The organism is Streptosporangium nanhuense (assembly GCF_059358815.1).
In genome coordinates, this window is record NZ_JCADBG010000017.1 from 64,006 (window position 1) to 89,249 (window position 25,244).

The 25,244-nt window shown below is 72.5% G+C and carries 19 protein-coding genes and 1 pseudogene; 9 read left to right on the forward strand and 11 right to left on the reverse strand.

Annotated elements, in window-relative coordinates:
• Positions 1-75: 75 nt before the first annotated feature.
• The 3 genes from AC5L38_RS29295 (at position 76) to AC5L38_RS29305 (ending at position 7,107) form a co-directional block, all read left to right on the forward strand.
• Positions 76-1,491: a hypothetical protein gene (locus tag AC5L38_RS29295; protein WP_495246053.1), complete on the forward strand. Its 1,416-nt coding sequence runs from the start codon at positions 76-78 to the stop codon at positions 1,489-1,491.
• A gap of 261 nt (positions 1,492-1,752) precedes the next feature.
• Positions 1,753-2,808, forward strand: coding sequence for a tetratricopeptide repeat protein (locus AC5L38_RS29300; RefSeq protein ID WP_495246054.1), 1,056 nt, complete (start codon positions 1,753-1,755; stop codon positions 2,806-2,808).
• A 339-nt stretch (positions 2,809-3,147) separates the two neighbouring features.
• The gene (locus AC5L38_RS29305) at positions 3,148-7,107 is read left to right on the forward strand and encodes an nSTAND1 domain-containing NTPase (RefSeq protein ID WP_495246055.1); all 3,960 of its coding nucleotides are present in this window, start codon (positions 3,148-3,150) and stop codon (positions 7,105-7,107) included.
• A 78-nt stretch (positions 7,108-7,185) separates the two neighbouring features.
• On the opposite strand, the gene AC5L38_RS29310 is transcribed toward AC5L38_RS29305, so the two are convergent.
• The 3 genes from AC5L38_RS29310 to AC5L38_RS29320 all read right to left on the reverse strand — a co-directional run bounded on the left by AC5L38_RS29310 (position 7,186) and on the right by AC5L38_RS29320 (position 9,502).
• Positions 7,186-7,362 carry a hypothetical protein gene (locus tag AC5L38_RS29310; protein ID WP_495246056.1) on the reverse strand — a complete coding sequence of 59 codons (177 nt, stop codon included), beginning with the start codon at positions 7,360-7,362 and terminating at the stop codon, positions 7,186-7,188.
• Entirely contained in the window at positions 7,359-8,066 is a 708-nt protein-coding gene (locus AC5L38_RS29315) for a neutral zinc metallopeptidase (protein WP_495246057.1), read from the reverse strand. Before AC5L38_RS29315 ends, AC5L38_RS29310 begins: the two co-directional genes overlap by 4 nt.
• Before the next feature lie 1,286 nt (positions 8,067-9,352).
• Positions 9,353-9,502 carry a hypothetical protein gene (locus AC5L38_RS29320; protein ID WP_495246058.1) on the reverse strand — a complete coding sequence of 50 codons (150 nt, stop codon included), beginning with the start codon at positions 9,500-9,502 and terminating at the stop codon, positions 9,353-9,355.
• 668 nt (positions 9,503-10,170) lie between these two features.
• Between AC5L38_RS29320 and AC5L38_RS29325 the strand changes: the two are divergent.
• Positions 10,171-10,314: pseudogene (locus AC5L38_RS29325) on the forward strand (CGNR zinc finger domain-containing protein); the annotation flags it as partial.
• Positions 10,315-10,470: 156 nt separating this feature from the next.
• On the opposite strand, the gene AC5L38_RS29330 reads toward AC5L38_RS29325, so the two are convergent.
• The 3 genes from AC5L38_RS29330 to AC5L38_RS29340 all read right to left on the reverse strand — a co-directional run bounded on the left by AC5L38_RS29330 (position 10,471) and on the right by AC5L38_RS29340 (position 13,272).
• Positions 10,471-11,103, reverse strand: coding sequence for a LysE family translocator (locus tag AC5L38_RS29330; RefSeq protein ID WP_495246185.1), 633 nt, complete (start codon positions 11,101-11,103; stop codon positions 10,471-10,473).
• 259 nt (positions 11,104-11,362) lie between these two features.
• Positions 11,363-12,355, reverse strand: coding sequence for a hypothetical protein (locus AC5L38_RS29335; protein ID WP_495246059.1), 993 nt, complete (start codon positions 12,353-12,355; stop codon positions 11,363-11,365).
• Between the two features lie 275 nt (positions 12,356-12,630).
• Positions 12,631-13,272 carry a TetR/AcrR family transcriptional regulator gene (locus AC5L38_RS29340; protein ID WP_495246060.1) on the reverse strand — a complete coding sequence of 214 codons (642 nt, stop codon included), beginning with the start codon at positions 13,270-13,272 and terminating at the stop codon, positions 12,631-12,633.
• 189 nt (positions 13,273-13,461) lie between these two features.
• Between AC5L38_RS29340 and AC5L38_RS29345 the strand changes: the two genes are divergently transcribed.
• Positions 13,462-14,277 carry an isocitrate lyase/PEP mutase family protein gene (locus tag AC5L38_RS29345; RefSeq protein WP_495246061.1) on the forward strand — a complete coding sequence of 272 codons (816 nt, stop codon included), beginning with the start codon at positions 13,462-13,464 and terminating at the stop codon, positions 14,275-14,277.
• 131 nt (positions 14,278-14,408) lie between these two features.
• Complete coding sequence (gene mug, locus AC5L38_RS29350) at positions 14,409-14,969, forward strand: G/U mismatch-specific DNA glycosylase (protein WP_495246062.1); 561 nt, start codon at positions 14,409-14,411, stop codon at positions 14,967-14,969.
• Positions 14,970-15,194: 225 nt separating this feature from the next.
• Here the strand turns inward: mug and AC5L38_RS29355 are convergent, their stop codons facing one another.
• The 5 genes from AC5L38_RS29355 to AC5L38_RS29375 all read right to left on the reverse strand — a co-directional run bounded on the left by AC5L38_RS29355 (position 15,195) and on the right by AC5L38_RS29375 (position 21,772).
• Complete coding sequence (locus AC5L38_RS29355; RefSeq protein WP_495246063.1) at positions 15,195-16,208, reverse strand: LacI family DNA-binding transcriptional regulator; 1,014 nt, start codon at positions 16,206-16,208, stop codon at positions 15,195-15,197.
• Positions 16,209-16,435: 227 nt separating this feature from the next.
• On the reverse strand, positions 16,436-18,511 hold the full coding sequence (locus AC5L38_RS29360) for an amylo-alpha-1,6-glucosidase (RefSeq protein WP_495246064.1): 2,076 nt from the start codon (positions 18,509-18,511) through the stop codon (positions 16,436-16,438).
• A complete protein-coding gene (locus AC5L38_RS29365; protein ID WP_495246065.1) occupies positions 18,508-19,896 on the reverse strand; it encodes an MGH1-like glycoside hydrolase domain-containing protein in 1,389 nt (462 codons plus the stop codon). The genes AC5L38_RS29360 and AC5L38_RS29365 overlap by 4 nt, the downstream gene beginning before the upstream one ends.
• Positions 19,893-20,711 carry a sugar phosphate isomerase/epimerase family protein gene (locus AC5L38_RS29370; protein WP_495246066.1) on the reverse strand — a complete coding sequence of 273 codons (819 nt, stop codon included), beginning with the start codon at positions 20,709-20,711 and terminating at the stop codon, positions 19,893-19,895. Before AC5L38_RS29370 ends, AC5L38_RS29365 begins: the two co-directional genes overlap by 4 nt.
• Before the next feature lie 14 nt (positions 20,712-20,725).
• Positions 20,726-21,772: a zinc-dependent alcohol dehydrogenase gene (locus AC5L38_RS29375; RefSeq protein WP_495246067.1), complete on the reverse strand. Its 1,047-nt coding sequence runs from the start codon at positions 21,770-21,772 to the stop codon at positions 20,726-20,728.
• A gap of 147 nt (positions 21,773-21,919) precedes the next feature.
• Between AC5L38_RS29375 and AC5L38_RS29380 the strand changes: the two genes are divergently transcribed.
• The 3 genes from AC5L38_RS29380 to AC5L38_RS29390 are packed head-to-tail and all read left to right on the forward strand — an operon-like array spanning position 21,920 to position 25,234.
• Positions 21,920-23,323, forward strand: coding sequence for an ABC transporter substrate-binding protein (locus tag AC5L38_RS29380; protein WP_495246068.1), 1,404 nt, complete (start codon positions 21,920-21,922; stop codon positions 23,321-23,323).
• 34 nt (positions 23,324-23,357) lie between these two features.
• Entirely contained in the window at positions 23,358-24,371 is a 1,014-nt protein-coding gene (locus AC5L38_RS29385; protein WP_495246069.1) for a carbohydrate ABC transporter permease, read from the forward strand.
• Entirely contained in the window at positions 24,368-25,234 is an 867-nt protein-coding gene (locus AC5L38_RS29390) for a carbohydrate ABC transporter permease (protein WP_495246070.1), read from the forward strand. Before AC5L38_RS29385 ends, AC5L38_RS29390 begins: the two co-directional genes overlap by 4 nt.
• Positions 25,235-25,244: the final 10 nt, after the last annotated feature.

Here is a 25,244-nt window from a genome sequence, read left to right on the forward strand (position 1 = left end):
CACGCGGGGCGCGACGGCCGGCCGGGCCGGGGGGAACGGTCGCGCGGGAGCGGTCGGAGTGGTCGGGGCGGTCGTGTGAACGCCACCATGACGGCCTTCGTACCGTCGAACGACAACGGCCACGACCTGCTGGACAACTGGATACGGCCGATCTGCGCGAGGCTGGGGGTGCGCCTGGCGGTCGCCCTCCCCGGCGCCGACCAGACCACCGCGCTCGCGGCGCAGCGGGCGTCGACCTTCGTCCTGTGGGACTGCTCCGTCGAGGGACCCGAGGACGTCTACGCGGCCTTCAACGCGCGCGCCAAGCTCGACCCCGGCAGCATCGTCGTCAGCCGCACCCCGCTGCCGCGCAACGTGCTGACCCGCGCCTGCCACGCCCCCGTGCACGGCGACACCCTGGGCAACGCGGAGCTGGGCGAGTGGCTGGAACGGCGTCTGCGCCGCGTGCTGGGCACGGTCCGGACGCCCGCGTCGCGCCTGCCCGAGCCCCGGGAGCACTACTGGATGTTCGACAACCCGGCCGACTACTTCCTCAGCTTCCACGGCGAGCGGCGGCGGGAGGCGGGGGAGTGGCGCGCGGCCTTCGAGAAGGCCCACTCGGTCACCGTGCGGACGGTGCCGCCCCGCGAGTACTCCTACCCGGCCGAGGTGGTCACCCGGCAGCAGATGTGGGAGGGCGTGGCCCGGCTGATGTACGAGATCATCGCGACGGGGCGGGCGATCGTCCATCCCGCGCCGGACTACTTCTCGTCGTTCTGGACGGTGAGCGAGCTGCTGGCCACGCTGTGGCTGCTGCCGCGCGGCTCCACGCCCCCCATGATCACCTCCGCGTACGTCGCCCGTCCCTCGGGCGGCATCCGCAAGCTGGAGCACCTCACCTCCCGTACCGTCCTGGGCGTCCCGCTGCTGGGCGACGCCCACGCCGACCGCTTCGCCAGGCTCATCAACACCTCCGACCCGATCACCACCGCCCCGCGGATCCGCAGGTCTCCGGAAAGCGGGGGACGCGCCGTCACCGGGACGGTGAAGCAGGTCGGGCAGCGCGACCCCGACCTGGCGGCCTCGCGGTTCTGGGACGAGATGCGGGTGCCCTGCCCGGTCTGCGCCCCCCGGGGCCGGGCCGCCGCGAAGGTCGACTGGGACCGGCACATGAACCTGTCGTGGGACGAGCGCGGAGTGGACCACTACGGCTACTTCACCGCGCGGCGCGAGGAACTCGGCACCGGGGGGATCCGCTGCCCCGGGTGCCGTACCAACCTGAGGCTCGTCAACGACCACGGCGTCCGCACGCTCTGGACGCCGCTCCCCGAGGGAGAACCCGAACGGGACCGGCCGGTCGTCCAGTGCGACCCCGTCTGGCAGGTCCTGCCGGACGGGCCGCGGGGCGCCGGGCCGCGTTCCGCGAGGAAGGACGTCGACGCCGTTCTCGATCTTCAGGACAGGGGGGTGGGTGCCGAGACGAGGTGGGTCTCGGCGCACAGCCCCGTCTAGCGGGGTGAGGGCCCTTCGGGGCTCGCCACCCCACGGATGGGAGCGTTCCAAAACGCCGGGCGACCAGGTCGTCGCCACCGACGGCCCGGTTCGGGAGGGTCCGGTGAAGGTTCGTGGAGGTTTCGGTGAGAGGAGGGTTCGGTGAGAGGGGGCGAGACGGATCCCGTCGACACCGCTCAGGAAGAGTTCCCACGCTCAAGGAGAACGGATGCACGCCATCGCTTCCCGGTCCGCGGGCCGGGGTACCCGGGGAAGGCCCCGGTGAGGGCGGAAGACGGCGGGGGAGCCACGGGGCCTCCCCGCGAACCGCATGACGACGCGGCGGGGAAGCCGGTCCGGGACCTGGACCCCGGCCCCGTCACCGGGGACGCCGTCTCCGGTCCCTCCGGAACGCCCGGTCCCTCCGGCGCGCCCGGTGTGTCCGGCGGGGCCGCGGAACGCGAGCGCCGCCGGGCCCTGGCACTGAGCCGTCGCTCCGGTGAGCTCGCGGCCTCCGGGCGCCACGAGGAGGCGCTCGCCGCGGGCGAGGAGGCGCTGGAGATCGCCCGGCGGCTGGCCGGGGACGACCGTGACACCTACCTCCCCGACCTGGCCCTGTGCCTGGCCGGGGCGGCGATGCGGTACGTCCGCCTGGGCCGCAGGCACGACGCGGTCCACGCGGGGCGCGAGGCGGTGGTCGTCAGGCGCGAGCTGGCGCGGGCGCGTCCCGACGAGTACCTGCCCCACCTCGCGGGTTCGCTGAACGGCCTCGCCTGCGACCTGGGCCGGATCGGCATGCCGGAGGCCGCCCTGGAGGCCGCCCGCGAGGCGGTCGGCATCTACGAGGGCCTCGCCGCCCGGAGCCCGATGGCACACGAGCCGAGCCTCGCGATGGCGCTGCACACCCTGGCCCAGCGCACGGCGTCGCTGGGACGGCTGGAGGACGCCGTACTCCACAGCACCAGAGCCGTCTCGATCCGGCGGCGGCTCGCCACGGAGAACCCGCCCGCCTACTCGGTGGCCTTCGCCACCGCCCTGCACGGCCTCGGCTGGCAGCTGGCCGCGCTGGGGCGCCGCGAGGAGGCCATCGCCGCCTACGCCGAGTCGGTGACGATCCGCCACCGGCTGGCCCGCTCGGAGAACGCCCAGGGCGCCGACCACGACTACCTGGCCGCCGTGGCGGGGGAGTGGGCGGACCTCCTCATGGACGCGGGACGCCTGCCCGCCGCCATGGAACCACTGGAGATCGCCAGAACCGCCTCCCTGCACGCCGGTGACACCGAACGGGCGAACCGCCTGGCCGCCCTGATGGAACGTGCCGGAAGCAGCCGCGTCTGAACCTCCGCCCCCCGTACGGAGGGACGGACCCGGGGGTGAGGACGAGATCCGCGTCCCGCGCGGGAGGAGGGGACTCGCGCGGGCCGGGGCCCGCGTGCGGGAGGGGAGACCCGCACGCGGGCCATGAGCCGGCCGAGCGGGCGACCCGCAAGCGGACGTCGTGCCTGGGATCGCGCGCCGGACTCCCGCCGGCCGACGGGGCTGAGGGCCGGTTCGCGGCCGAGCGCCCGGCGGTACCGCCGCGTCCGCGGCGTCACCGGCCGGGAGGCGCCTGGCACGTATCACCCGTGACCTGACGCCGCCATTGCCAAGCAGGTCGGCAATCGGGATATTGACGATGTGACTGACGACGCGCCCGAGCTGATGCGCGCCGGGGTAGCCCGGTCGGTGCGTTCGGCGGGGGCGCGGGCCAGGCGGTGGACGCCGCCCGTGCTGCTCGCGGTGCTGTCCGCGGGGGCGTTCGCGCCGTTGCTGGCCTTGGGGGCGTCGCCACTGCTGGCCGCCGGGCTCGGCGCGATGGCCGCGGTCGGCGGGAACGTGCTGACCGACATGGTGAAGGCCGGGGTCGCCAGACTGGGTGACGGCGAGCCCTCCCAGGACGAGATCCGGGACGAGCTGGAGCACCGGTTCCAGGAGGTTCTGGCCGGGGACGGCGCGGACGCGGCGGCGCTGCGGGCCGAGCTGGCCCGGGTGCTGCGCGAGTTCGGGCTGGTCGGCGCGGCGATCGAGGCGGCCGTACGGAGCGGCGACCAGGACCTGCAGACGGCGCTGACCGCCGGACTGGCCGAGCTGGGCGCGGAGTTCGCCTTCGTACTGTCCGACGTCGAGGGCCAGCTACGGCTGCTGAGGGAGGGCGTCGACCGGCAGCGCGCCGAGCTCCAGGTGGCGGTCGGCCTGCAGTACCGGCAGGCGACCGACACCCGGCTGCTGCTCGACCAGCTGGCGGTGATCGAACGCCGGACCAGGCGGGCCGGGGAGACCGGCGCGCGCGACGGCGCGAGGTGGGCCGACGGCAGCCCGTACAAGGGGCTCGCGACCTACACCGAGGCGGACGCCGAGGTGTTCACCGGGCGCGAGCTGGTCACCGCCCAGCTGGTCAGCACCCTGTCCGAGCGGCTGACCGGGCCCGGGCCGCTGGTGCTGACCGGCGCGTCGGGCGCGGGGAAGTCGTCGCTGCTGCGCGCGGGCCTGTTTCCGGCGATCGGGCGCGGCGACCTGTCGGAACCGGCCGCGCGCTGGCCGAGGCACATCCTGGACCAGCCGACCAGGTCGCCCCTCGTCGCGCTGGCCACGCTCCTGGCGAGCCTGGCGGGGCTGACCGTGCCCGCGGTGCTCGACGCGCTCCGGGCGGCTCCGGCGGACGCGGCACTGCTGGTCAGGCAGGCGGTCGGCCCGGCGGGGCGGCTGATCCTGGTCGTGGACCAGTTCGAGGAGATCTTCGCGATCGGCGGCCCGGACGCCGACACGGAGCGGGCCGCGTTCGTGACCGCGCTGCACGCCGCCGCGACCGTGGCGGAGCCCGGCGAAGCGCCCGCCGCGCTGGTGGTGATCGCGGTACGGGGTGACGTGATCGACCGGTGCGCCGCGTTCCCGCAGCTGCTCGAAGCACTGCGGAACGGGCCGTTCGTACTCGGGCCGATGACGGAGGCCGAGCTGCGGACCGCGATCACCGCGCCCGCCGCCGCGGCCGGGCTCGAGCTCGAACCCGGCCTGGCCGACACCATCCTCGGCGAGCTGCGCGCCCCGGCGGGCGGGTACGACGCGGGCGTGCTGCCGCTGCTGTCCCAGACCATGCTGACGGTCTGGGAGCACCGCGACGGCGACCGGCTGACCAGCCGCGGGTACGCGCGCACCGGCGGCGTCACCCGGGCCGTGGCGACCAGCGCGGAGCTGGCCTACGACGGCCTCGACCCGGCCGGGCGGGAGCTGACCCGGCGGCTGTTCCAGCGGCTGACGGCCGTCTCCCCCGACGGGCGGCTGACCCGCCGGACGATGTCCCTGACCGACGAGCCGGGGCTCGCGGAGGTCCTGGAGGTCTACGCCGGGCGGCGGCTGATCGTGGCCGACACCGGCTCCGTGCAGATCGCGCACGACGCGCTGCTGACGAACTGGCCCCGGCTGCGCGGCTGGCTGGAGGCCGACCTGACCGGTCACGCGCTGCGCAGCCAGCTGGTCGACGACGCCGCCGACTGGGACGCCAGCGGCCGGGCCGCCGCCTACCTGTACCGGGGTGAGCGACTGGCCGCCGTCCTGCACGCCAGGTCGCGCTGGCGGGACGACCCGCCGCCCGGTACGGCCGCGCTGTTCCTGGACGCCGGGATCCGCGCGGAGACCCGGAGCCGGCGGCAGCGCCGCCGGACGCTCGCCCTGCTCAGCGGGCTGCTCGTGGTCGCGCTGCTGCTGGCCGGGGTCGCCGTGGTCCAGGTGCGGTCGGCGCGGCAGGAGCGGCAGACGGCGCGGGAGCAGCAGCGGGTCGCCATCGCCCGGCAGCTGATCTCCAAGGCGGAGGCGGCGCTGGACACCGACCCGCGCACCGCGCTGCTGCTGAACGTGGCCGCGCACCGGATCCATCCGGACGCGGAGACCTACTCCGCACTCCAGCGTGCGATCACCACCACGCCGTACGCCGGGCAGCTGACCGGGGTTCGCAGCAGGGTCTCCTCGATCGCGTACGCGCACAGCGGGCGTTATCTGGCGGCCGGTTTCGACTCGGGTGCCCTGATGCTGTGGGATCTGCGCGATCCGCTCCGCCCGCGTCAGGTCGGCACGCCGTTCGCCGATCCCGGCAACGCCGAGATCTACGCACCGTACATCGGCATCCTGGGATTCTCCGCGGGCGACGACCGGCTGATCAGCGGAATCCCCGGCGGGCCGGTGACGATCTGGGACCTGGCCGATCCGGCACGGCCGCGGCGGCTGGGCCGGAAGGTGATAGGCGAGCCCCAGCAGCAGGGAGGCGCGTGGCTGTCGCCGGACGGGTCGATGCTCGGCACGTCCAGCGAGAAGACCCCCGGGCTGCAACTGTGGGATCTCTCCAAGCCCGGCCGGATCCGCAGGCTCGGACCCCGGCTCGACGCCCGCACGCGGATCAACGAGCTGGCGTTCTCCCCGGACGGCGGCCGGATCGCGATGGCCGGGAGCGCCGTGAGCGACGAGGTGACGATCTGGGACCTCAGGCGGCGGCAGCGGCTCGGCGCCCTGTCCAGGCGGAAGGACCTCCCGGGCGGCTTGGCGTTCTCCGCGGACGGCGGGCAGCTCGCCGTGGGCGGCTGGCTCAGGGGAGTGGCGCTGTGGCGGGTCCGCGATCCCGCCGCCCCGCGGGCCATGGGCACGATCCCGGTGTCCGCGATCAGGACGGCGTTCGCCACGCGGGGCACCACCCTGGCCGTGTCGGGCCTGCGCGACACCGGGGTGGTCCTGTACGACACGGCCGACCCCGGCTCGCCCCGGCAGACCGACCGGCTGCTCGTGGACGCGGACCTGAGCGCCCTGGTGTTCTCCCCGGACGGCCGGATGGTCGCGGGCGGCGACAGTGGCACCATCTTCTGGGACGTCCGCAACCCGACCAGGCCACGCCGCCTGGCGCTGATCCTCGACCAGTTGCAGGTGCTCGGCCTCTGGCGGGTGAGGGACGGCAGGGTGCTGGCCGTCGTCCGGGGATCCGGGGTCCAGCCCGAGCCGGGTCCCCAGGATCGGCTGGCCGTGCAGGAGGCCGGCGGTCCTGAGGGCGAGAGAGGCGTCAGGCTGTGGGACATCACCGACCCGGCGCGTCCGCGGCAGCTCGGCTCCGCGCTGATCGGGCACCGCGCGGACGTGGGCAGCGCGGCGCTGTCGCCGTCCGGGGACCTGCTGGTCACCGGCGACACCAACGGCGCCGCGATCCTCTGGGACCTCGGCGACCCCGCCCGTGCCCGGCGGCTGGGCGACCCGTTCGCCCCGCACCGCAGCCACGGGATCAGCCTGGCGATCGCCCCTTCGTCCGACATCATGGTCACCGGCGGCATCGAGGGGAACGCCTACCTGTGGGACCTCGGCAACCGGATCCTGCCCCGGCAGCTGGGCATCGCCCTGGCCGCCAACCTGGACGCCGTCGGGCACACGGTGTTCTCCGCCGACGGTGACACGCTGGCGATCTCCGGCACCCGGGGCGACGTCGTCCTGTGGGACCTGCGCCCGATGTACGACCTGCGCGACCGGCTGGCCGCGACCGCGTGCCTGGTGACCGGCGGCGGCCTGAACCGCGAACAGTGGACCCGCTACGCGCCCGCCCTGCCGTACCAGGACATCTGCGCGCGCTGACCGGGGCCGGCTCCTCGCGGCAGGGAGCAGGTTCGTGACCCCGGCCCGGATGACCCCTCCATCACCCCGGCCGGGGTCCTACCCGGCGACGGGCCGGGTGCTCTGACGGTCGTGAGCGTCGTCGTGAGCAGGGGCGTGAGCGCGGTCGTGGTCGTGGTCGTGGTCGTGGTCACGGTAACGGTCGCGGTCGCGGTCGCCGGGGAGCCTGCGGGCGGAAGCGCGGGCGCGGTCGCGAGCCGGGATCGCCCCCGTCACGCGAAGCATCCGCCCACGCCCAGGCGGGCGCCCCGGTTGAAGGCGCCCAGGCGTTGCGCGGCGGTGCCGTGGTCGCTGACGTCGGTCCAGGGGGTGTCGTCGGCGTGCGCCCGCAGGGCCGCCGAGATCTCCTGGGTGTCACCGGTCTCGAAGTACAGGATGCCGTCGTCGGCGGCTCCGAAGAGCGCCGCCCCGGCGAGGCAGTCGGCCTGGAGTTCGAGCTGCCGGGACACCAGTCTCTCGGGGATGCGGGCCTGGACGACGTGGCTCCACTCGTGCGCGATGATCAGATAGACCCAGGCGTCCCCCTGCTGGTATCCCATCCGCATGAGGTCGACGTCCCACGCGACGAAGTCGTAGGGCGGCCAGCAGTACAGGGCGTTGTCATCGGGAAGGGGATGTCCCTGGCACGTCGGCGCGTCGCCCCGCGCGCCGTCGTACGCGCCGAGAACGCGCGGGGGCGAGTATCTGCCGGGGAAGAACTCCGACCAGTGCGTCGCCCAGAACCGGTTGATGGCGTACTGGGCACTGCGGATGTCCGCGTTGATGTCGTCGAGGCTTCTCGCGTCGGAGGCGCTCACCGGGGAGTTCGCGCCGGTCGTGGCGGCCGCGGTGCCCGGTGGGCCCGGCAGGCCCGCGATCAGGACGCCGGTGAGCAGCGCGACGAGCGCGAGACGGGTGGTCGTCCATCGTGAAGCGGCCATTGGCTTCTCCCCTGTCGCTTGCGGCCACATACCGGATCAGTGGTCTGTCGCGGGGTTTTCAGCGAGGCATGGTCACCATATGGGGAAAGGTAATACGAGAGAAGCACTATCGCGAGATCGTATGGAATATCCAGTCAATTCGTCTCTGGATTCGGGGGATTAGCGGCAAGTCGTAAATCAGCGCGAAGCGGGAGCCGCCCCCGGAAGTGCCCTCCCAGCAGCCAAGACTCCTGAGCGGGGACGACCGATCCACCCGGCGGACCCCGGCCAGAAAGAATCGCGGGCACCTCGACCCGCGTGCTCCGAACCTCCGCGACGGTCGTCCGCCGGTACCGCCGGTACCGCCGGTGGGGAAGGGCCACTCGACGAGATCCGTCACTGTCCGTGCCCTTCGGGTCCGGCTCGGGGCGGTGGGGAGTCTCGCGCGTTCGCCCCACAAAGGTAAATCGTTCCATTCACCGGCCCCGCCGCAGGTGAGATCTCCGGGCGGAAGCCGAAACTTCCCGTTTCCCCGGTGAATTCGATTCTCTCGAATTCGCGGCCAAATGGAGAATGACTCCGTTCGGTAGCCGGGGAGGCGCTGGAAGAGTCCAGGCCAATCCGGTTTTCAGATCGGTAAGCTCGCTTATCGGAGTGTCACGGGTTGTCGTTCCCGCCAGATTTCACGGTGACGCTCCGTGTTCGCCGGCGGCGTGGCGGCTCCGGCCCGCACCGCCTTCCCGGAGGAGACGGGCGGTGGTCCCGCCGTGGTGGCCGCGGGAGTCCCCAGGAGTCGCCGCCGGATCGCGGCGCCGCGGGCGGCGGCCGCCGGGACGCCGATCTCGCCGGGAGGGGCGGGGGGACGGCCGGGGCGGCGGGCCCCGCCGGTGGCCGCGACCAGGGCCTCGCGGCCACCGGGCGGGCGCCGTGTCACCCCCGGGTCACCCCGGCCCGATCACGCTCCGCCACCGGGCGGCCCGGGGTGCGCCCGGGACCGTTCTTCCGGCATCTCCCGGACCGATCTGGTGTCTGAGCTGGACAAACTCGCGCACCGTCATCAGTGGACCGCTCCGGCCGCGACGTCCGGGAGGGCGAGCTCACCGGCGAGTCTCTCGCCCTCCTCCGGCGGCCGGACCTTCCCGGCGTACGACGACGCCCGGTGCGCGGCGGGCGGATCGACTCCCGGACCGATGCGGCGGAAGCCGGCGGGACCCCACGCGCCGGCCCGGGACGCGCGAAGGGCCCGGCTCCTCAAGGAGCCGGGCCCTTGGACCTATGTGTGGTTCACAACGGGTCCGCCGCGGGTGCTAGCGCCACGCGGTGAAGTGCCACTTGTTGGGCTGCGACCAGGTACAGGTTGTCACCTGGTATCCCGAATCCCTGACCGCGTAACGCCAGTAGTTGCAGGTGCCCGCGTCCGAGTAACCACCGTAGAACTTGCTTTCGGCGTGGGCCACGCCACCAAAGGATAAGACCGTTCCGGCGATGGCGAAGCTGGCGAAGCCGACGACCGCTCTTTTCATGAGACCCATGCCTTGGACCTTCCTGTAGACCCCCGTGGGGAATTGCCCTTGCACATTGATCTTTAACTAGAGATCACAGATATGCAAGACCGTCTTTGAAATTCGGCGCCCGGCGTCAATCGATCGGCGGGTGAAAGGCAACGGAGCGTGATCGGGCCGGGATGGCCGGGGCGACGTCGCGGATCGCGCGTGCCGCCGCCCGCCGCGGGGCGGACCACAGCCTCCACCGAACCCGGACCGCTTCACCTCCGGCGACCTTCCGCGGGCGCGAGGAGGCGCGGCGCGGCCTCGCGTCGACGCTCGTCCACGACGAGGGGTACGAGTCGCGGGGGGCTGCGCGAGCACGGCCTGCCGGGTCCTGACGGTGTGGCCGACCACACCTATCTCGCCCGCGACCTGTGCGCGACCCTCCGCGAGCACGGCGAGGTCCTGCTCGACCTCTCCCGCAGGCCAAGCTGACCACACGCGGCGCCGAACCGGTGGTCCTCGGTGACCCGGTGACCCGGTGACCGTCGCGCTCGGCCAGCTCGTCACGGCGGCGGTCACCGCCACGGCGGACGGCACCTGGCCGCGGCCCGGGATCTGCCCGGGCCCCCGACCGCCAGTGGGTCTTCCACGACCGATCCCGTCCCGGCAGGGCCCGATGGTGCTCACCGCGCCTGTGCGGCAACCGCACGAAGGCACAGGCCTGCCGCCGTCGAAGCCCGGCGGCCACCGATCCGGTCACGCAGGCAAGGCCGACATGAGATGAGGGCGTGCCGGGAGTGCTGTCGACAAGCGTGCCGTCAGCCGACAACCGGGTCGATCGCCCAGGCCAGGAGGGGTTTTCTGAGAGAGGACGAGTGACCCGAACCGTCACGGTCCATCCGCTCACCTACACGCGTGCCGGCATGCCGGTCTCGCTACGGGCGGCCGGCGACGGCCAGGTTGACGCCGAGGGCGATCAACGCGGTTCCGGTGAGCCCGTCCACGGTCTTGCGCACGACCGGCTTGGCGAACAGCCGACGCAGCGCTCCCACGATGTTGGCCACCAGGAGGAACCACAGTACGGTCCCCGCCACCGCGATCAGCGACAGCACCAGCGCGTCGCCCAGCCCGGCGTCTCCGGAGACGAACTGGGGCACCAGCGCGATGAGGAACAGCGCGGCCTTGGGATTGAGCATGTTCGTCAGCAGCCCCTCGGTGAACGCCGCCAGCGGGCCGCGCCTTCCCGGATCGGGCAGATCCAGCCGCAGGTCGCCGCCCTCGCGCAGAGCCGCGCGCCACGCCTTGACCCCGATATACAGCAGGTAGCCGGCCCCGGCGACCTTGACCACGGTGAACGCCACGGCCGACGTCGCCAGCAGAGCCGCGATGCCGCTCGCCGCGGCCAGCACCCAGACGAACACCCCGACCGAGATCCCGGCCGCGGCCGCCATGCCGTACGCGCGGCCGGACACGGCGGAACGCCGGACGACCACGGCGAAGTCGGGCCCGGGCGACATCGCCCCGAGTGTCATCACACCGGCGAAAGCCACCATCTGCGTCAAATCCATCACGGTGGCCACTGTAAGGGGTCCGTTCCCGCCGGACCCGGCGAGCGGAGCAGCGTCGACGTCGCGGAGTGGGCGCGCCGCGCAGCCGGCCGACGTCATCCGCGTGCGGATGGAGAACATCCCGCCCGGCGACGCGGCTATTCGCGTTCGGAGAGGCGAAGCTTTTCGTGAACGGCCATGCCGATGATCTTGAATGGGAACCGGACACTTCGAGGAGCCGCGAGACCATGTCCTGTCTGACGATCGATCGCTGGTTCGATCATGACGGCGTTCGTGGAGTGCGCGGAACGGCGAACCCCGGGAAAGGGCAGCTCGGCCTGGTCGAACTGTAGTAGGACATGGCGGCGGCGAGCAGGCCCAGGCCCCACAACGTGTAGCCGAACATCTCCATCGACACCTTCCAGAATGGAGCTTGGGCCAGGTTGCCCTTACCAAGAAACCACGCCGTCATCCCGGCCACGCCGAAGTAGCCTGCCAAGCCCGCGCCGACCGGCAAAGCGGCTCCGAGCACGAGCCATCGCGGCACATCACCTCCCGCCAGCGGTACCACCCAGCGTGGCCAAATCCTGCCGAACCGGTGCACCAGCGCCAGTGGCAGAAGAGTGCCGGCCAGGATCAGCGAGACGACGAAGATCGCGAAGGGTGTGCCGAGCGCGAACGGCAGCGGCTTTTGCGTCATGATGGAGTCGAGGACCAGCGCGCTCAGACGAGCTGCGCAACCAGCGATCGCGATGTAAGCGGCGAGGTAGGCCCACCGTGGTGTGGGATCGGTGCGCCGCTCCGGCGAACGGCCGTGGACTCGGGCGCAGTGGGAACAGGCCCGCCGGACCCTGCGCTGCTCGGCGACGGCACACGCCAGCGTCAGCACGCCCGCCGTCGCTCCGGCCGCGCGGGTCAACAGGCTCCCCCAGTGGTCCACCTGGCCGAACAGCATGGTGACAAGGCTGATGGCGAGCATGTACGAATAAACGATCAGCCCGGCCCCGATCACCCACGCCAGCGCCACCAGCGTCCATCGCACAGACACCGCCCAGCGGTGGCCGATCCCGGCGGCGATCACTGAGCACACCGCTGTGGCCATGAAAGCAAGCGTCACCGCCATCCACCGGCCGGGCGAGAACGCCTCCTCAGGAGGAGCCGACGGCGCCCCTGAATCTGTCAGCCACCACACGTGGGCCACACCGTAGAGCGTGCTCCACACCGCCGCAACGAACGGCCACCTGCGCCACGGGCTCAGCGTCTCGTCTCTCATCCGCACTCCTCGGCCTCGTGACGCGATGATTCGACGAAGCCTGTCCTGTCGGACCTGTGACCTCGCTGAGGGACGCTGAGAATTCCCTCAACAGCGAACCGTCCCCGCTGGCGTTGAGATGCCGTTGAGAAACGCGCACCAGCCCTGAACCGACGAGAAGGGTGCCAGCGTCGAACTGGAACGGTGAGGCGTAGGGATGCTCTCTCGCCTGGCCGTGGATCGCGCGCGGCCACGGCTGACGGACCTCGGGCAGCCGTGCCGGTGTGTGGTGGCCGTTACCGAGCCCGCTCAGGCGACGCCTGCGTCACCTCGAAGGACTGCACCTGATCGATGGCGGCGGTCAAGGCGTCACGCAGCGGGGTGGCGTCGCGGGCGATCTGAGCGAGCAGCATGCCCCCCTGCATGGCGGCCAGCAGCAGGTTCGCCAGCTGCGCGGGGTCGGCGTCGGGGCGAAGCCGGCCTTGGTCGCGCATGCGATCGAGTCCGGCGCGCAGCACGTCTTTCCAGCGGTCGAAGTCGGCGGCGAGCCGGTCGCGGACGTCGAGATCGGCCTTGACGATCTCGGCCGCGAGGGAACCCAGCGTGCAGCCCTCCTGGCACACACGCTCGTGGGAGACGTAGAACGCGGCCCACTGCCGCAGGGCGTCGATGGTGTCGAACCCCGCGAAACTCGACCCGGCGTGCAGGTCGAGGATTTTCTCCGTCTGCCACTCGATCACCGCGAGCACGAGACTTTCCTTGTCCGGGAAGTAGTGGGTGAGCTGTGATCCACTGACGCCCGATGCCTTGCGCAGCAGCTCGTTGCTGGTGCCGTGCACGCCCTGGGTGTAGATCAACTCCGCCGCGTGCTCGATGATGCGTGCCCTGGCCGCGAGCCCCTTGGCCGTGAACTTCGCATCGGCCCTTCCAACGCCCATGGAACAGAGCGTACTCCAATATTGGGTTTGACAGCCCAATCTGTGTCCGGTTTACTGGGCTGCGTAGCCCATAAAGTCGGAAGCCCGCATCCATGACCTGCGTAAACGGTGAGTGAGACCGGCAGGGGGACCGTCGGACGGATGCGGCGACGGTCGGCACGACACCATCCATCTGGAGAGGACACAGCCATGTCCGGTACCACTTCGCGCGAGCGCTATGAAGCCTTCGCCGCCCTGCACGAGCGGAACGACGTCTTCGTCATGCCCAACGCCTTCGACGGGTTGTCGGCCGCGGTGTTCGCCGAGGCGGGCTTCAAGGCCGTCGCCACCTCTTCGGCCGCCTTCGCCGCCACCCTCGGCCGCCTCGACGGCCGCCACGCGATCAGCCGCGACGAGCACCTCGCACACGCACAACTGCTCAGCCGGACAAGCGGGCTCCCCGTCAACGGCGACTTCGAGGACGGCTACGGCGACACCCCCGACGACGTCGCCGCGACCGTCAAGGCCGCCATCGCCGCGGGCCTGTCCGGCATCGGGATCGAGGACACCTCCGCCGACCCCGACCACCCCATCCGCGACTTCGACGAGGCCGTCGAGCGCGTACGCCACGCCGCCACCGCGGCCCGGGGACAGATCGTGCTGACCGGCCGCACCGACAACTTCATCCAGGGCCGGCCCGACCTGGACGACACCGTCCGCCGCCTGACCGCCTTCGCCGAAGCCGGCGCCGATGTGCTCTTCGCCCCCTACCTGCCCGACCTGGACGCCGTCGCCACCGTCGTCAGGGCGGTCGCGCCCAAGCCCGTCAACGTACTCCTGGGATGGTCGTCGGGCGCCTTCACCCTCGACGACATCCGGCGGGCCGGCGCCCGCCGCATCAGCCTGGGGGTCGACCCCTACCTGCACAGCCTGAGCGCCCTGCGCGCGGCCGCCGCCAAGCTCGCCGGAGGCGACCTCGCGGCCCTCCCCGCCACGATGGGCCTGGAACTGCTCCACACGCCGTAGTGCGCCTCGACGGGCGAGCCCGCTCACCGGGTCCCGAGAGAGTCCCGGCTCGCCTGTCGAAAAGCCCGTACGACTCGACGAGTAGCCGGCGCGGGCGACACGGCATCGTCGGACACCGGCAGGGAGAAGCCATGAGTGATCGAGAGGTGGCGGGCGTCCCCGCCGGAGGGCTGGCGGACGTCCTCGCCGAAGAGCTGAGCGTCGTCTTCATCGGCATCAATCCCGCACCGCTCTCCGTCGCGGCCGGGCACAGCTTCGCGACCCCGGGAAACCGGTTCTGGCCGGCCCTGCACGCCTCCGGATTCACCCCGGCCGTCCTGCGGCCGCAGCGGGAACGAGACCTGCTGGACCTGGGACTGGGCATCACCGGCATCGTGCGCCGGCCCACCTCCCGGGCCGACCAGCTGACGCCGCGCGAACTGGCCGACGGTGGCCGCGACCTGACGCGGCGCCTGCGCGCCTTCTCTCCCCGCTGGGCGGCGTTTCTCGGCGTGAGCGGATACCGTGTCGCGTTCGGCGCGCCCCAGGCCCGCGTCGGAGCCCAGGCCGGCACGATCGGCGGGGCGCGGGTATGGATACTTCCCAACCCCAGTGGCCGCAACGCTCACTTCCCGCCCGCGGCCCTGGCGGCGGAGTTCACCCGGCTGCGCCACGCGACAGGACTGCCCGACCGATCCGCGCGCCCCGGATGACCCCTTACGCGCACGCGTGCGAAACGGGATGATCCGGCCCGGTCGTGATCTCACACGATGCCGATCACGTGAACCTCTCGTCTCGGACCGCAACGATCGAGAGACGAGCCGATCACGACGCGACGGTGTCGGCCGATGTGGCTGCGTGCGCCCGCCCGAGCGACCGCGCTGTCGCTCGTACCGCCCGTCTTGAGCACGCCCCGGGCAAGGGAGTGGCCCCTACGGTCAGCTCGCCGGGGGAGCGGTGCTCTCGCGGACGACGAGGTCGGTGGAGAGCTCGACCCGGCGGGGCTCGGGGGACTCGCCGCGGGAGATGCCCAGGGCCATCCGGGTGGCGAGGAAGGCCATCTCCTCCAGGGGCTGGCGGACCGTGGTGAGCGGCGGCCAGGCGGACCTGGACAGGGGCAGGTCGTCGAAGCCGACGACGCTCAGGTCGTCGGGGACGCGCAGGCCGCGCTGCCTGGCGACCTCGAAGACGCCGAAGGCCTGCAGGTCGCTGCCGGCGAAGACGGCGGTGGGCCGGTCGGGCAGCGAGAGCAGGGTGTGGCCGTGGTCGTGGCCGGAGCCGACGAGGAAGTCGCCGTGCAGGATCAGCGCGGGGTCGACCTCGACCCCGGCCGTCTCCAGCGCGGCCCGGTAGCCGTCTATGCGGGCGCGGCTGCACAGCACGTCGGGCGGGCCGCCGATCATGCCGATCCGGCGGTGGCCGAGCTCCAGGAGGTGCCGGGTGGCGGTCAGGCCGCCCTGCCAGTTGGTCGCGCCCACCGACGCCACGCCGGGGGCCGGCTCGCCCTCGGGGTCGACGACCACGAAGGGGATCGAGCGGGCGTTGAGCCGGTCGTACCGCTGCGCCGAGAGCCGGGAGCCGACGATGATCACGCCGTCGGTGCGGCGGGCGGCCAGCCGGTCGAGCCAGTCGCGGCCGGGGCCCGCGCGGGTGTGCAGGACGGAGATCACGATGCTGGCCTCGGCCTCCGAGGCGGCCTTCTCCGCCCCGCGGACGAGTTCCATCGCCCAGGGGCTCTCCAGCTCGGCGAAGATCAGGTCGATCAGGCCCGCCGGGCCGTCGGCGGCGGTCGCGCGCCGGATGTAACCGTGCTCGCGGAGGAGGCGCTCGACCCGCCTGCGGGTCTCCGGCGACACCTCGGACCTGCCGTTGATCACCTTGGAGACCGTGGGCGCGGAGACGCCCGCCTCCTCGGCGATGCGGGCGATCGTCACCCGGGGCTTAGCTGGCATGCCCGGCAGCATATCCGAAACCTTTCGGAGTGTGGCCGGTGGCCTGGGGATACACCTTCTCCCTTCACCAGGGGCCTCTCACCCGGTGAGCCGGCCGCACATGAGCACTTTCCCCGCGTCCCGGACGGAAAATTTTTGCGATTGACAGAAAAGTTAACGGGCTCGCGTCGCGGTTGTGAGCGCCACGCGCGGGGATCTCGGCCCCCGCCGCCCTGACCACCGGTGGATCACCCGCCCCCTCGCGGCACGGCGGGGGCGAGCGGCTCGGAAGCCGTGCCCGCCTCTCGCGAGGCGGTGAGGAGGGCGAGCGGTGTCGCGGCGGCCCACGCCTGGGGGGAGGAGGAGTGCGGGTAGGGCACCGGGTCCGGATGCTCGTCGCGCCCGTACCCGGCCATGACCTCCGGCAGCCGCCAGTCGTGCCCGGCCGCCGCCCGTACCAGGCCGTGGGTGAGGGCCCCGGCCTGCTCGGTGAGCCCGCAGCGCGCGAGGCCGAGCACGATGACGGCGTTGTCGTGCGGCCAGATGCTGCCCCGGTGGTAGGAGAGCGGGTGGTAGGGGACCTGGCCCGAGGCGAGCGTGCGGATGCCGAAGCCGGAGAAGAAGTCGGGCCGCAGCAGCCGCCGGCCCACCGCCCGTTCCTCCTCCGGTGCCAGGATGCCGGACCACAGCAGGTGCCCGGCGTCCGAGGCGAGCGTGTCGACCCGCCGGTCCTCACCGTCGAGGGCGAGCGCGGGGAAGGCGTGCTCGGGCATCCAGAAGTCGCGGCGGAAGCGGTCTCGCAGGTCCGCGGCGGCCTCCTCCAGGAGGCCGGCCCAGCGCGGGTCGTCCCACACCGTGCGGGCGAGCCGCGCCGTGCGGACCAGGGCGTCGTAGGCGTACCCCTGGACCTCGCAGACCGCGAGGGCGCCCTCGGCCAGGGTGCCGTCGGAGAAGCGGATGGCGTCGGCGGAGTCCTTCCAGTTCTGGTTGACCAGGCCGCCGCCCGCCGCGTCGGAGGTGTAGCGGAGGTATCCGTGCCCGCCGAGGCCGCCGTCGCGGAACATCCACTCCACCGCCGCGCGCGCGTGCGGTTCGAGGCGCCTGGCCGTTCCCGGGTCGCCGGTGGCCGTGGCGTGGGCCTCCAGCAGCACCAGGAAGAGCGGGGTGGCGTCGACGCTCCCGTAGTAGCGGCCGTAGGGGACCTGCCGGAAGTGCGCGAGCTCGCCGTGCCGTACCTCGTGCACGATCCTGCCCGGCTGCTCCAGGCGGGCGGGGTCGTTCCGCGTCCCCTGGACGGCGGCGAGGGCGAGCAGGGTGTCGGCGGCCAGGGCGGGCCGGTACGGCAGGGCGAACAGCGAGGTCAGCAGGGAGTCGCGGCCGAACAGGCCGAGGAACCAGGGGACGCCGGCCGCGGGCACCCGCAGCGCCTCGCCGCCGGGGCCGAGGGTGGGGACGCGCAGCCGCGCCAGGTCGGCCAGCCCCTGCTCGCAGGCCCTGGCCAGTTCCTCCCAGGAGGTGAGGTCGCGAGGGCGGGGACGCGCGCCGACGAACTCGCCGGTGTCGGCCTCCAGCCGTTTCCGCACGGTGCCGGGGGAACCGGGCGGGGTCGGTTCCCCCGCACCGTGCGGGACGGCCAGGGCGGTGAGCCGCAGATCGGCCGTGTCGTGGGCGGGCAGCGCCAGCCGCCAGGTCAGGACGCGGCCGGTGCCGTCGTCGGCGTCGGCGTCGGCGGGGCGGGTCCGGTGTGGCGGCGGCGCCGCGGCGACGGTGGTCCGCGAGGACCAGGTCTCACCGCGCCGGTAGTGGAAGGCGACCCCGTCGGGCGTGTCGTGCGCGGTGCGGCGCGCGCCGGGTTTGTCGTACGCGCGGTGGTCGGCGCGCAGCTCGAACTGGTCGGCGAAGTCGGCGTCCACGTGGAGTTCGAGCTCCACGACGATGGGTTCGCCGCTGTTGCTCACCAGCCGGACCTGTTCGGTGAGGGCGCCCTCGGCCACCGCCTGCCGCCGGAAGACCGTGTAGGCGGGAGGGTGGTCACGGGTGCCCGCCGGGGTGAGCACGCAGCCGTCGCCGGAGGAGGTCAGCAGGGTCAGCGGGGTCGGCGGGGTCAGCGGGGTCGACAGGGGGGCCGTGCCGCCCGCGGTCGGCGGGGCCGACTGGGCCGACGGGGGCGCCGTGCCGCCCGCGGTCAGCAGCCACCGGCTCAGGTGCCGGGCGTCCTGGACGAACAACCCGTCCGTCGCGGGGCCCCGGGTGCCGTGGATGTCCCCGTGGGCGGTCACGGCGGCGAAGGTGCCGCTGTTGACCAGCAGGCGGCCGGCGCTCATCGGGTGGAGCCCTCCCCGCCGGAGCCGCCGGTCCCGAACGTGTCACCGGAGGAGTCGAGCAGGTCCAGGGCCAGGGCGGCGGTCCAGCTGAAGCGCCGGACGCCGCGCCCCTCGCCGGTGTACGGCTCCAGGTACTCGGCGAATCCCGTGCGGTGGGCCGCGTCCAGGGCCTGCGCGCGCAGCCGGCCGGCCGTCGCGGCCTCGTCGTGCCGCACCAGGCCGCGGTGGACCAGCCAGGCCATGTTGAACCAGCTGGGACCGCGCCAGTAGCGGCTGGCGTCGAACTCCTCGGCCGTGAGGTCGTAGCTGGGCACCAGCCGGACCTCCCCCAGGCGGAAGCGCGGCCCGAGGGCGGTCCGCACCAGGGCCGCGGCGACGTCATCGGGCAGGCCCGGGACGATCAGCGGGACGAGCCCCGACACGCCGTACCCGGCGATGGGCTCGTCCGTCACCAGGTCGCGGGGGAGGAAGATTCCGGCGGCCGGGTCCCACAGGCGGTCGAGCAGGGCGTCGGTCGCCGCCCCGGCCCGCAGCCGGTGTGCCTCCTCGTCCGCGCCGACCACCCGGGCGATCGCGGCGAGCGCGTGCTCGGAGGCGATGAGCAGGGCGTTGAAGCCGGGGTCCTCGACGGCGAAGGCGTGCGGGGTGCGCGCGTCGTCGTAGGCGTGGTCGCGGTAGGTGGCGGCCAGGCGCACGTACCGCGCGTAGTCCAGGTCGGTGGGCCGGTCGGCGGGGGAGCCGTGGTCGAGGTCGGCCCGGCGGAAGGATTCCCGCGGCGCGGGCTCGACCCTGGCCAGGGCCGTGTCCCAGCTCGGGCTGTTGTCCAGCCCCGGCTCCCACGGGTGCACCACCGCGGCCAGCCCGCCGCCGCCCAGGTCCCTGGAGCCGGCCAGGTAGCGGTGCCAGGCGGCGAGCCCGGGATAGACACGCGGCAGAAAACCGCGGCGCCGCGACTCGGCCGGGTCGGCGAGGTGCACCAGCCAGGCGGCCAGGGCGTGCACGGGCGGCTGGACGATTCCGGAGGTCTCGACGCTGGAGGGCGCGCCCGTGGCCCGGTCCGTGGCGGAGGAGCGCCAGAAGTCGGGGCTGGGGAAGTAGGCCCCGAGCGGCACCGACGGGTTGAAGACGATGTGCGGGATCCGGCCGTCGCCCCACTGCGCGCCCAGCAGCGTCTCCAGCTCGCGCTGGGCCCGGCGCGGGGCGATGTGGCGCAGCCCGATGGCGACGAAGGCCGAGTCCCAGCTCCACTGGTGGGGGTACAGGGCGCGCGAGGGGACGGTCGAGGCCCCGGTCCAGTTGCCGAGCAGGACGTGCGTGGCGGCCCGGCGCAGGTGGGCCGGGCGGCCGGTGCCGGAGGCGGCGGCCGCTTCGAGGACGGCGGTCATCCGGCCGGCCGATGCGGGAAGGAGGCGCGCCGCAGGAAGGGCGGGATCGAGCGCACGGCCCGCACCGGGTCGCCGGTGAGCCTGCACTCGACCGCCAGGTAGCCGTCGTAGCCGATGGCGTCCAGGGCGCTCAGCCAGGCGGGCCAGTCGAGGTGGCCGGCTCCGGGCTGCATGCGGTTGGAGTCGCTGACCTGGGCGTGGCCGACCAGGGACGCGGCGGCGAGGATGGAGGCCGCGGGATCGGTCTCCTCGATGTTCATGTGGTAGCTGTCGATGCCGATGCGGACCGAGTCGAGGCCGACGGCGCGGATCAGGTCGGCGGCCTGCTCCAGCCGGTTGACCATGTGGTCCTCGTAGCGGTTGAGCGGCTCCAAAAAGAGCGTGACGCCCTCGGAGCGGGCGTGCTCGCCCAGCTCGGCGAGTCCCTCCAGCAGCACCTCGCGGTCCCGCTCCTCGCTGCGCGGCGGCTCGAACGGCGGCAGCCGCCGCGAGAACATGCCGTAGGAGGCGGGGGTCTGGGCGCCCAGCCCGCCGAGCTCGCCGATGACCGACAGCTGCGACTTCATCTGCTCGATCGCGTCGCGGCGCAGGTCGTCGTCGAAGGCTCCGAAGAAGTGGAGCATGTCCACGCACACGGTCGGCATGACGACGCCGTCGGCGAGGGCCTTGCGCAGCTCGGGCAGCCGCTCGCGGAAGTGGAAGTCCCCCTTGGCGCGCAGTTCGATGGCGTCGTAGCCGGCGTCCCGCGCGAATTCCCACTTCTCCTGGAGCGTCTCGCCGGGAAGCAGCTGCTCCTGGCAGGCGATTTTGAGCATCGTTCGTCAGCCTCTCAGAACTCCAGGACGACCTGGAGCGCGTCGGCGGGACGCTCATCCAGGAGGACGTATGCCTCGGCCGCGTCGGCGACCGGGACGACATGGCTCACCAGGGACTTCACGTCGACCTGGCCTTCGGCGACGAGCCGCAGGAAGGTCTGCTGCAGCCGGTCCACGCTCCAGCGCCCGGCGAGCTGCGGCGGGACCCCGCCGATCTGGGAGGAGACGATCTGCACGCGGTTGTGGTGGAACTCGTCGCCGAGCCGCAGCCCCACGCCGTCGCCCTGGTAGAAGCCCGAGGCGACGACGCGACCGCCCACGGCGACCGAGCGGACGGCCTCGTGCAGGGCCGCGTGGGCGCCGCTGATCTCGATGGCGACGTCGGCGCCGAGCCCGCCGGTGGCCTCGCGGATCCGCTCCGCGACGGCGTCGGCGCGCGCGTTCAGGGTGCGTGCGGCACCGTACTCCTCGGCCTTGGCGAGGCGGGAGTCGAGCGCGTCGACGGCGGTGACGCGGGCGCCGCTCAGCTCCGCCAGCCGGGTGGTGATCAGGCCGATCACGCCCTGGCCGAAGACGGCGACGTCCTCGCCGAGGTGGAGGTCACCGGCGAGGACGGCGTTGTAGGCGATGGCCCCGACCCTGGCGAAGGCGCCCGCGAGCGGGGCGAGCCCTTCGGGGAGCCGGTGGCCGATCATCCTCTCCGCGGGGACGAGGCCCTCGCCGCGGTGCCCCCAGATGCCCCACACCACGTCGCCGGGCGCGGGCAGCCCCGGTGTGCCCGCGAGTTCGGGGGAGACCTCGACGACCTCGCCGACCTCGGAGTAGCCCCAGCCCGCCACCGGGTACGAGATGCCGGGCCCCGCGTCGCGGAAGATGCGGGCCTCGGGGTCCCAGGTGCGGGTCAGGTAGGGGTTGGTCCCCCGGTAGGCGGTGAGTTCGGTGCCCGCGGAGATGCCGGAGTACAGGGTCCGGACGCGCAGGTGGCCGGGCGGCAGGGGCAGCGATTCGCCGGTGGCGATCTCCACCTGGCGGGGGCCGGTGAACTGGACGACACGTTCCACAGGAGCTCCGGAAGATCGTTTTTGTGTATCCATTGGACAAATACAGCTGGCTTGTGTCGAAGATAGCCCAAACTTAGGTCTTGTCAATAAGCAAAAGTGGTGCTCTGATGCAACACGTACGAAACACAGCGGCAGTGAGGAAGATCTATGCGCAGGCGGTCTCGAAGGTCGAGGGCACTGGCGGCCGCCGTGGCCGTCGCGCTGGGAATCGGGCTGATGTCCGGTTGTGCCGCGGGAGGTGAGAGCGCCCCGGACAACAGGATCACGGTCTGGAGCCTGGAGAACCTCACCCCCCGCATGGAGGTGACCAAGAAGATCGTCGCGGCCTTCGAGAAGGAGAGCGGCGTCCAGGTGGACCTGGTCGGGGTCGACGAGGGCCAGCTGCCACAGCTGATCATGTCCGCGGCCGCCGCGGGCACCCTCCCCGACGTCCTCGGCGGCGTCCCGCTCGCCTCGATCTGGCAGATGTACACCAACGGCCTGCTCGACACCGCGGCCGCGGGCAGGATCGTCGAGGGGCTCGGCGCGGGCACCTTCAACCGCAACGCGCTCACGCTGACCGGCGACGGCGGGGCCACCCGCCTCAGCGTGCCCAGCGACGCCTGGATGCAGATCCTCGTCTACCGCAAGGACCTGTTCGCCAAGGCGGGACTGCCCGCCCCCGACTCCTACGACGCCATGCTGCGGGCCGCGAAGACCCTGAACACGGGCGACGTCAGCGGCATGTCGCTGGCCACCGACCCGAGCGACGTCTTCACCCAGCAGAGCTTCGAGGACCTCGCGCTCGCCAACGGCTGCCGGCTCGTCGGCCCCGGGGGCGACGTCGGCCTCGACAGCCCCCAGTGCCGGCAGACCTTCGCCACCTACCACCAGCTCGCCGCCGACTACGGCGCCCCGGGCACGCAGAGCGTGGACTCCACCCGCGCCACCTACTTCGCCGGCCGCTCCTCGATGATCGTCTGGTCCACCTTCCTGCTGGACGAGCTGGCGGGCCTGCGCGCCGACGCGCTGCCCAGCTGCGCGCAGTGCGCCCAGGACCCCGGCTTCCTCTCCGACAACAGCGGGATCGTCACGGCGCTGAAGGGGCCGGGCGCCGCCGAGCCCGCCCAGTTCGGGGAGATCGCCTCCTGGGCGGTCACCCGGACCGCCGAGAACGCGGCCTCGGAGAAGTTCGTCACGTACATGATGAGCACCGGGTACGAGGGCTGGTTCGGCATGGCCCCCGAGGGCAAGATCCCGGTCCGCGACGGCACGGCCGAGGAGCCCGACAGGTACCGCAAGGCCTGGCGCGCCAGCGACGTCGGCGTCGACACCAAGAAGCCGATGCAGTCCGTCTTCTCCGCCGAGCTGCTCGACGAGCTCGCCTCCGGCGTGAGCGACATGCGGCGCTGGGGCCTCACCGAGGGGCAGGGCGCGCTGGTCGGCGCGACGCTCGGCGAGCTCCCCATCCCGAAGGCGGTCGGCGCCATGACCTCCGGCCAGATCTCCCCGGAAGAGGCCGCCAGGGAGGCCGACGACGAAGTCACGGCCCTGCAGAAGTCCCTCCAGTGAGCCCCCGCGGCCCCCGTCCCCCGAGGAACCCACGATGAGCACCACACAGGGCGCCGAGCGGCGCCGACCCCCCGAGACGAGCCCCGAACCCGAGGTCCGGCGCGACAGGCCCCTCACCCTGGCCCAGCGCGAGAACAGGACCGGGCTGGCCTTCGTGTCGCCCACCGTGCTCGTGGTCCTGGTCGTCGTCGTCCTGCCCATCGCCTGGACCGTGCTGCTCGCCTTCCAGCGGGCACGGCTGATCGACATCCAGGGCATGGGTCTGCTGTCCAACTGGACCTGGGACAACTTCGCCGAGGTCTTCACCTCGCCCGGCTTCTGGCCCTCGCTGTGGACCACCCTGGTCTACACCGTGGGCAGCACCGCCGGGTCGATCGCCCTCGGGCTGGTCGCCGCCCTCGCCCTGCGCCGCCCCTTCCGCGGCCGGGCACTGCTGCGCGGATCGATGCTGCTGCCCTACGTCGCGCCCGTGGTGGCCGTCACGTTCGTCTGGGAGATCGCGCTCAGCCCGCAGTTCGGCATCGTCAACGAGCTGGGCACCCGCCTGCTCGGCTGGGACAAGCCGATCGCCTTCCTGTCCACCCGCTCCCACGAGATCTCCCTCCTCGGCTGGGACGTGGAGCTGCCGCTCGCCCTGCTCACCGTCATCGCCTTCGAGGTCTGGCGCTACTTCCCGTTCGCCTTCCTGTTCCTGCTCGCCCGCCTGCAGGCCGTGCCCGCCGGGATAGAGGAGGCCGCCACGGTGGACGGCGCCACGCTCACCCAGCGCTTCCGCCACATCCTGCTGCCCCAGCTGATGCCGGTGATCGCGCTGCTCTCGGTGCTGCGGTTCATCATGACGTTCAACAAGTTCGACGACGTCTACCTGCTCACCGGGGGCGGCTCGGGCACCGACGTCGTCGCCGTGCGGGTCTACGACTTCCTCACCGCCCGCTACGACGTGGGAGCGGCCGCCGCGCAGGCGCTGGTCCTCGCGATCGTCCTCGCCGTGCTGCTCGGCATCTACTTCAAGTTCTTCGCCAAGAGGGTCCAGGAGGAGGCGTCATGAGCCGCGCACAGCTCGAGGAGAGGATCTTCGCCGTCCTGCGGTGGGTCGTGATCGCCCTTCTCGCGATCGCCACGCTCTTCCCCTTCTACTACATGCTGCTGCTGTCGGTGAAGCCCATCGACCAGCTGCTGCTCGACCCGGGCCGGCTGTGGGTGAGCCTGTCGGAGCTCACCTTCGACACCTACCGCAACGTCCTGCAGTCGGTCGACGACGGCGGCCAGGGTTTTTTGAGGATGCTCGGCAACTCCGCCCTCGTCGCCCTGGCCACCGTGGCGCTGACCCTGCTGGCCTCGGTGCCCGGCGCCTACGCGGTCAGCCGCCTGCGGTTCCTCGGCGGACGCCAGGTCAGCGCGGTCTTCCTCGCCGTCTACCTCTTCCCCTCCACGCTGCTGGCGGTCCCGCTGTTCGTGATGTTCGCGAAGATGGGCCTGCAGGGCAGCCTGACCGGGCTCGTCATCGTCTACATCGCGCAGACCGTGCCCGTCTCCATCTACATGCTGAAGAACTACTTCATCACCATCCCCAAGAGCGTCGAGGAGGCCGCGGCGCTCGACGGCTGCTCGCGCACGCAGATCCTGCGCAAGATCGTGCTGCCCCTGGCCGCGCCCTCGCTCATGGCGACCGGCCTGTACGTCTTCATGATCGCCTGGAACGAGTTCCTCTTCGCGCTGCTCTTCCTCGCCGCCGCCCCCGACCAGTGGACGGTCTCGCTGGGCCTGCAGCAACTCGCCAACGGCATCGAGGTTCCCAAGACGGTTCTCATGGCGGGGTCGGTGGTCCTCACGATTCCCGTGGTAGTTCTTTTCTACGCCGCTGAGAGACTCCTTACCGAGGGCCTCACCAGCGGTGCGGACAAGAGCTAGAGCCGAGGAG

Bases quoted from the DNA above. Each gene is read 5' to 3' on its own strand.
- AC5L38_RS29360 (WP_495246064.1), bottom strand. From the start codon at position 18,511: ATGAGCGCCGGCCGCCTGCTGGTCAACAGCGGCACCTTCGCCGCCGTG.
- AC5L38_RS29330 (WP_495246185.1), bottom strand. From the start codon at position 11,103: ATGGATTTGACGCAGATGGTGGCTTTCGCCGGTGTGATGACACTCGGG.
- AC5L38_RS29345 (WP_495246061.1), top strand. From the start codon at position 13,462: ATGTCCGGTACCACTTCGCGCGAGCGCTATGAAGCCTTCGCCGCCCTG.
- AC5L38_RS29315 (WP_495246057.1), bottom strand. From the start codon at position 8,066: ATGGCCGCTTCACGATGGACGACCACCCGTCTCGCGCTCGTCGCGCTG.
- AC5L38_RS29390 (WP_495246070.1), top strand. From the start codon at position 24,368: ATGAGCCGCGCACAGCTCGAGGAGAGGATCTTCGCCGTCCTGCGGTGG.
- AC5L38_RS29355 (WP_495246063.1), bottom strand. From the start codon at position 16,208: ATGCCAGCTAAGCCCCGGGTGACGATCGCCCGCATCGCCGAGGAGGCG.
- AC5L38_RS29380 (WP_495246068.1), top strand. From the start codon at position 21,920: ATGCGCAGGCGGTCTCGAAGGTCGAGGGCACTGGCGGCCGCCGTGGCC.
- AC5L38_RS29370 (WP_495246066.1), bottom strand. From the start codon at position 20,711: ATGCTCAAAATCGCCTGCCAGGAGCAGCTGCTTCCCGGCGAGACGCTC.
- AC5L38_RS29385 (WP_495246069.1), top strand. From the start codon at position 23,358: ATGAGCACCACACAGGGCGCCGAGCGGCGCCGACCCCCCGAGACGAGC.
- AC5L38_RS29340 (WP_495246060.1), bottom strand. From the start codon at position 13,272: ATGGGCGTTGGAAGGGCCGATGCGAAGTTCACGGCCAAGGGGCTCGCG.
- mug (WP_495246062.1), top strand. From the start codon at position 14,409: ATGAGTGATCGAGAGGTGGCGGGCGTCCCCGCCGGAGGGCTGGCGGAC.
- AC5L38_RS29335 (WP_495246059.1), bottom strand. From the start codon at position 12,355: ATGAGAGACGAGACGCTGAGCCCGTGGCGCAGGTGGCCGTTCGTTGCG.
- AC5L38_RS29365 (WP_495246065.1), bottom strand. From the start codon at position 19,896: ATGACCGCCGTCCTCGAAGCGGCCGCCGCCTCCGGCACCGGCCGCCCG.